This window comes from Streptomyces sp. NPDC014734 (assembly GCF_043083325.1).
Lineage (GTDB): Bacteria > Actinomycetota > Actinomycetes > Streptomycetales > Streptomycetaceae > Streptomyces.
This window is the reverse complement of sequence record NZ_JBIBYN010000055.1, coordinates 1-6,430: the sequence shown is the minus strand read 5'-3', so window position 1 is coordinate 6,430 and position 6,430 is coordinate 1. Positions and strand designations below refer to the sequence as shown.

General features: G+C 72.0%; 5 protein-coding genes. All 5 read right to left on the bottom strand.

Annotation, left to right across the window (positions count from 1 at the left end; genetic code table 11):
• Positions 1-330 precede the first annotated feature (330 nt).
• The 5 genes from ACF1CT_RS37265 to ACF1CT_RS37245 all read right to left on the bottom strand — a co-directional run bounded on the left by ACF1CT_RS37265 (position 331) and on the right by ACF1CT_RS37245 (position 5,934).
• Positions 331-1,578, bottom strand: coding sequence for a PLP-dependent aminotransferase family protein (locus ACF1CT_RS37265; protein WP_391788475.1), 1,248 nt, complete (start codon positions 1,576-1,578; stop codon positions 331-333).
• An 86-nt stretch (positions 1,579-1,664) separates the two neighbouring features.
• Complete coding sequence (locus ACF1CT_RS37260; protein ID WP_391788474.1) at positions 1,665-1,868, bottom strand: MbtH family protein; 204 nt, start codon at positions 1,866-1,868, stop codon at positions 1,665-1,667.
• A gap of 398 nt (positions 1,869-2,266) precedes the next feature.
• Positions 2,267-2,962, bottom strand: a complete 696-nt coding sequence (locus ACF1CT_RS37255) for a response regulator transcription factor (RefSeq protein WP_391788473.1) — start codon at positions 2,960-2,962, stop codon at positions 2,267-2,269.
• Between the two features lie 917 nt (positions 2,963-3,879).
• Entirely contained in the window at positions 3,880-5,175 is a 1,296-nt protein-coding gene (locus tag ACF1CT_RS37250) for an MFS transporter (RefSeq protein WP_391788472.1), read from the bottom strand.
• Positions 5,176-5,301: 126 nt separating this feature from the next.
• Positions 5,302-5,934 (bottom strand): PadR family transcriptional regulator, encoded by a 633-nt coding sequence (locus ACF1CT_RS37245; protein ID WP_391788471.1) that lies wholly within the window; start codon positions 5,932-5,934, stop codon positions 5,302-5,304.
• Between the last annotated feature and the right edge of the window lie 496 nt (positions 5,935-6,430).

Sequence of the window (6,430 nt, the reverse complement as noted above, 5' to 3'; positions counted from 1 at the left end):
GCGGCGCTGGGCGAACGAGAGCGGCAGCATCGGGCCCTCCTTCCTCGTAGGTGTTCCGGCGGTGGCCCGGTGGCGTCCGCGCGCATGGGCTCGGAGCGTGTCGGGTGGTCTCGGATCGGAACTTGTCGGGTGGTCTCGGATCGGAGCTCGTCCGGTGGCCTCGGATCGGATCCTGTCGGGTGGCCTCGGATCGGACAGTGGACGCGGGCCGGTGCGTGCGGTTCCCGGGCGGAGGAGGGAGTCGACGCGGAGCGTCGGCGACCGACGACAACGTGGGAGGCGTGCGCACCGGGGCGTGACCGCTCGGGCCTGAGGCCGACCCGGGGGCTCTCAGGCGTCGTGCGCTGTCACGAACCGTGCGAGCCGGTCCAGGCCCGTCTCGATCTCCTCCGGCTCAAGGTGGCTCACCGACAGCCTGATCTCCCGGCGGGCCCCGCCACCGGCGTAGAAGTGGTGCATGGGCGTCCACAGCACCCGGTGCTCGCGGGCGCACTCCTCCAGCAGGTCGTCGCCCGCCGCGAAGGGCAGGGCGCAGACCAGGAAGAAGCCGCCGGTGGGCCGGTTCCACGTCACGTGCGGTCGTCGGCCGGCCGGGAAGCGGCGGGCCAGGCCGTCCAGGACCATGCGGAGGTTGCGGCGGTAGACCGCGCATTCGCGCTCGTTGGCCGTGCGCAGGCTCCCGCCGTTCTCCAGGAGCTTGCCGCCGATCACGGCCTGGGCGATCGGCGAGGTGTTCACCGTGAGCATGCTCTTGAGCTCGCCGAGCCGGTCCGCGAGCAGTTCGGTACGGCCGTCCGGGCCCGTCTCCACCCGCTGGTCGGCCACGACGTAGCCGACGCGCGTACCGGGGTTGCCCGTCTTGGCGAAGGAGCCGAGGTAGACGACGCCGCGCGTGGTGTCCAGGGCCTTGAGTGTGGGCAACGGAGCGCTTCGCCCGGTCGGTTCGGCGCCGAACAGGCCGTACGGGTTGTCCTCCAGGAGGAGCAGGCCGTTGTCGTGGGCGGCCGCGAGGAGCCGTTCACGGGTGGCCAGGTCGAAGCTGATGCCGGACGGGTTCCCGAAGTCGGGCACGACGTAGCAGGCGCGGGGCCGCAGACCCTGCTCCCTGGCCCGCCGGGCGACCGCCACCAGGTCGTCGACGTCGATGCCCGCGGCGGACTGGGCGACCGGCAGCACCCGCATGTCGGCGAGGTGGGCGGCGCCCGCCGCGCCCACGTAGGTCGGCAGTACGGCGAGCAGCACGTCCCGGTCGTCGCGGCGCAGCGCGCGCAGGGTCAGGTAGAGCGCTTCCTGACAGCCCACGGTGACGACGACCGCCTCCGGGTCGACGACGATGCCCTCGTCCACCTCCAGGTTGCGGGCGACGAGTTCGTGGATGATCCCCTTGGTCCTGCCGTACTGGAGCAGCGTTCCGCGCACCCGCCGCTCGTCGCCGTCGAACCGCTCGCGCAGGTGCGCGGCGAACAGGTCGATCTGGCGGTGCACCGACGGCAGGTCGAGGAATTCCTCGTAGGGGCGGCCCGCCGCGAAGGAGATCGCGTCCGGGTAGTGCTGGGCCACCTCGTTGAGGAAGTTCATCGACTTGGTCGTGGGAGAGGACAGCGACCCGTGCAGTTCGTCGAGCCGCAGGTCCGCGGGCCGGGGCGGGCTGATCGGGCCGCTGGTCACGAACGGTCCCGCAGGCCGGCGGGGCGCAGGTCCGTCCAGTGCTCCTCCACATGGGCGAGGCACGTTTCGCGCGGGGCGTCGTCGAGCACCGTCGTCCAGCCCTGCGGGACGTCGATGCCGCACGGCCAGAGCGAATGCTGCAGTTCCGCGTTCACCAGAACCTTGAAAAGGCGTGACTCGTCGTCGAAGGGATTCGACATTCTGGCCCCTTGGGATGCGTGAGGGAAAACGCTTGAGGATGAATGGAGCGGGAGTCGTGACCCATTGGACTCTCCCTGGAATTCCGCGCCGTGAAGCAGCCTATGAAGGTGCCCGCGGCGGGAGCAAGGGCCGCCGGACGCCTTCCGCGTCATCTACCTGTCATCCCGGGTCCGGGCGCGCGGCCACGCGGTCCGCTTACGGACACGCGGACCGCGGGCACCCGGCGGGCTCTCAGAGCCTGTCGGACGGCCTTCGGCCGGAAAGCGGACGCGGCATGGTGCGTGCGATTCCCAGGCGCCGGGAGGGCCCAGTAGCGGAGCTACTCGGTCATCCCGGCAACGCCGGAAGCGTGCGTGCCAGGACGTGGCCGCCCGGCCACAGGGCACCCGGCAGGCTCTCAGGACGCGCGTCGGGCCACGAGCCCCAGTTCCGCGGCCCTGATCCCGGCCTGGAAGCGGGAGGTGACGTCGAGGCTCTTGAGGATGCGGGCGACGTAGCGCCGGTAGGTGCGCACGGACACGCCCATCTGCCGGGCCGCGGCCTCGTCCTTGGCGCCGGAACACAGCAGCCTCAGCACCTGGCTCTGCACCGAGTCGGCGGTGATCCGGCTCAGGACGCCCAGGGGCAGGCCGGTGGCCGACGCGACACTCGACACGGCTGCGAGGGCAGGTGCGGAGGCTGCGGAGGGTGCGGACGCGGCGGACTGTTCCCACAGGGCACCGTGCACGCGCCGCAGCAGGTCGACCATCTCGACGTGCTGAAGCAGCAGGCCGCGCGGCTCCCCGGACGGGTCCGCGGTCTGCACGACGCCGGTCACCGGCCCCAGGGTGATCATGGTGGGCAGCAGCGACGAGGAGAGCCGGACGTCGGCGCCGGCCTCGACGAGTCGGCGCAGGTGGTGCCGGGCGGCGAGGCCGCGCGCCGCGTCGCGGTGCAGCAGCAGGTGCAGGCCGTGGCCGGTCCCGAGGATGTCGCGGCTGCAGAACTCGGTGAACTCGGGGTCGACGCTCCGGCACCAGGAGACATGTGCGACGACGCGCTGTCTGCGCAGGGTGAGCGAGGCATCGCGCAGGACTTCCAGTACCGCGCTCATCTCAATTCTGCGGATTGTGCGGGCGATACCGGTACGGTAGCTTGCCAGGGCCTCTTGAATTATCTGTTCAGCATTGCTGATTGCGGCGTCCGTCGGCGGTAATATTTCGCCGTCCGGCTCAACGGAATTTCGAGGATCCTGATCCAGATGCCAGCTAGCGTCTAACACGTTTGTCCCTCGTGACGTCGAACCTTACGGCCGAATCCCATCGATTCCGGGTGAGGGGAGGCCACCGTGGCGCGTCCCTCTCGGATAGCGGACGGGTGCCATGAGGAGCCGCGCGCAGGCGGTGACGGACGATTCCGACCCGGGAGGGGCCGTACAGGAGCCTCTGTGGGCCCCATCATGTCCTCCGGCGGCACGCCGTCGTGAGCCTCAGAGCCATCGCCCCCCGTTTTGATCGCCAACCACGTCGAGTTGACCGCTCGCAGAGCGCCGCGATCGAGACCGGGTCATGGTCGTGGCCCGGCCGACACGTGGGCCGCGACCAGGAGGACGCGCCCTCGAATCGAGCCACATCCTCCGGACCGGCCGCAGTGGTTGTCAACAGGAGGAGTTGTGGAGGCGGGGTGAAGGGTCGGCAACCCGCCGCTCAACCGCGCCGGTGACGGGCCGTGTTGTGGGGGTGGGGGAAGCGATGCCCGGCGGGGCCGCCGGCTCCGCGCCCGGCCCGCCCGCGGCGGCCCGCACACGCGCGGGTCGGCCCGGGGTGCGCCAGGGGCCGCCGGGGTCGGCCGGGGATCGGTCCGTGGGGATCGGTCCGTGGGAATCGGTCCGTGGGAATCGGTCCGTGGGAATCGGTCCGTGGGAATCGGTCCGTGGGGATCGCCCGGGGGTCGCCCGGCACTCGGACGGACTCCCCCGGGCTGCCTCGACTCCCCCCGCCTCTCCCGCTTCCCCCGCTTCCCCCGCTTCTCCTACTTCACCTGCGTCTCCTGCTCCTCGGGCCAGCGCGCCGTGCGCAGCCCCCGGGTGAACAGGCCCGCGCACCACGCCGCCGCCAGCACCGCCGCCAGCACCAGGACAGTCACCGCGGCCGAGGCGTGTTCCAGGAGCTGGCCCGCCGCGAACACCCCCAGCGACGCACCCGCGCCGAACACCGTCATGCAGGCGGCAATCGCGCGCCCCCGTTGCTCGTCCGGGACCTGGCGGAAGATCAGGATGTCGACGAGTACCCGCATCGACGGGCCGCCGAGGCCCAGCAGGAAGAGCGCGAGGGCGGGCCACCACCGGCCCCAGGGGGCCGCCAGCGAGCCGATCAGCACGAACGCCGTACCGCCCAGCCACAGCATCAGGACCCCCGGCGCGAGCAGCCGGTGCAGCGGCGCCACCAGCACCGTCCCCGCGAGTCCGCCGACCGCCAGGCCCATCGTCGTGAAACCGATCGCCGTGCTGGACAGGCCCTGCTCACGCAGTTGCACCACCACGGTGAGGATCACCGGTGCCGTCACCGTGTTCATCGCGGCGGCGAACAGCATGCCCGTGCGCAGCGCGGGCCGGCCCCACAACGCGCGCAGTCCCACCGTCATCCGCGCGAGCGGCGGCTCCTTGTCGGCCGTGCGGATCGGCGCCCGGGGCGCTTCGACCGGCGGCCGCACGAACAGCGTGAGCACCAGGGACGCCGCGAACGAGCACGCGGTCACGACGAACGGCACCACCTGCGCCACCGCGTACAGCGTGCCGCCCAGCGGCGGACCCGACAACGCGGCGGCGTGGCTGCGGACCTCTTCCTGCGTCAGCGCGGCCGTCAACTGCCGGGGCGGCACCAGTGACCGCACCAGCAGCATCCGGGTCGATCCGCCCAGCGGCTGTGCCGCGCCGACCACCACGGCCACCACCAGCAGGTGCGGCAGCGACACCGCGTCGAGCAGGAACGCCGCCACCACGCTGCCGGTGGCCAGGACGCGGATCGCCTCCACGCACAGCAGCAGCCGACGCCGGTCGTAGCGGTCCGCCAGCTCGCCCGCGGGCACCCCGCACAGCAGCGCCGCGAGGATCTGCACACCACCGAACGCGCCGGCCCAGCCCGGCGAACCGGTTACGGCCAACACGACGAGCGGATAGGCGAGTTCGGCGATCTCCTTGCCCAGGAAGGCGAAGACCGAGCCGGTCCAGAGGAGTTGGAAGCCGCGGTTGCGCCGCAGCGGAACGTCCGGCGCGGCGGGGCGCTCCGGGGCTGTGTCGTGCCGGGAATCGGCCGACCCACTCGACAAGATCCCTCCCGATGCCGTGTGCGTGTCGTGAAGTGCGGTGACTGTACGGGGCCCCGGGCCGCGACCGCACGGGGGTGGTCCGCATGTGGACAGCCGGGCCCTCGACGGGCCCGGCCGGTCCGGGCACTACGGGGACTCCTCGCCCAGGCCCTTCCCCTCGCCCAGGCCCTTCCCTTTCCCCTTCTCCTCGGCCTCGGCCTCGGCCTCGTCCTCGGCCAGCAGCAGGTACAGCTCACGGCGGGCACGGGCCAGCAGCCGGCCCGCCCGCTCCACCTGCGCGCCCGAGGCCACGGATCCCACCTGCTGCACGCAGGCGGTGAGTTGGCCGAGCTGGTGATACAGCTCGGGCACGCCCTCGTCGACCGTGTCCCGCCATATGTCCCACGGCGCCCCCCGCTCCCGCGCGACCTCGTCGCAGTGGCGGACGCCCTCCTCGGTGAGGTGGAACAGCCGCGAGCCCTGACGTCCGCTCGTCCGCACGAAGCCCTGCTCCTCGAACTGCTGGAGCACCGGGTAGACGGACCCGGGGCGGGGCCGCCACATCCCCAGGCTGCGGCGCTCCAGCTCCTGAACGATCCGGTGACCGCTGTGGGGCTGCTCGCGGAGCAGCAGCAGGACGGCGGCGCGCAGGTCGGGGCGGTGCGGGGGCCGGGGCGGCGGCGGAGGCTGGGGAGGGGGCCACCCCTCGTACCCGTGCGTGTGCCCCGGGGGCGGGGACGGAGGGGGCGGCGGTGGCGGGGGTGTGGGTGGCAGGTGCATGGCTCCTCCTCGTGGGCCGGGCCGACGGGCCTCGGAACGGAACGGCTGCGGCTCGGAACAGAACCGAACGGAACGGCTGCGGCTCGGAACAGAGCCGAACGGAACGACAGGTCTTGCAACAGAAGGTCTCTGAACGGAACAACAAGCCTCGGAACGGACCGACTGCCCTCGGAGCGGCCTCGGAGCGGCCCCGGGGCGTCGTTGACGATATATCTTTAGCGTCGCCCCGAGGAGGCGACAATCGGCCACTTCGGCGGAGCCCCGGCCCGCGCCCGCCGCTGTCACCGATGGGCACCGGGTCCCGGCGTTCTGTCATCTTGCTGACAGAACGCCGCACGGAAGCCCCTGGAGGCGTGCGGGCTTCCTACGATCGAGCCCATTCACGCCTGTCGCCCACCTGTTCCATTCCTGGGGCGCATTCCCGGTCTTGGGCGAGTTCCCGAGGCGCGACGATCCGGAGGGCACCGTGCTGCCGTTGTCGTTTGCTCAGCGTCGT

What these genes read in the sequence shown, in the direction of transcription:
- ACF1CT_RS37265 (WP_391788475.1), bottom strand. Translation starts at nt 1,578, where the DNA reads ATGAACTTCCTCAACGAGGTGGCCCAGCACTACCCGGACGCGATCTCC.
- ACF1CT_RS37260 (WP_391788474.1), bottom strand. Translation starts at nt 1,868, where the DNA reads ATGTCGAATCCCTTCGACGACGAGTCACGCCTTTTCAAGGTTCTGGTG.
- ACF1CT_RS37255 (WP_391788473.1), bottom strand. Translation starts at nt 2,962, where the DNA reads ATGAGCGCGGTACTGGAAGTCCTGCGCGATGCCTCGCTCACCCTGCGC.
- ACF1CT_RS37245 (WP_391788471.1), bottom strand. Translation starts at nt 5,934, where the DNA reads ATGCACCTGCCACCCACACCCCCGCCACCGCCGCCCCCTCCGTCCCCG.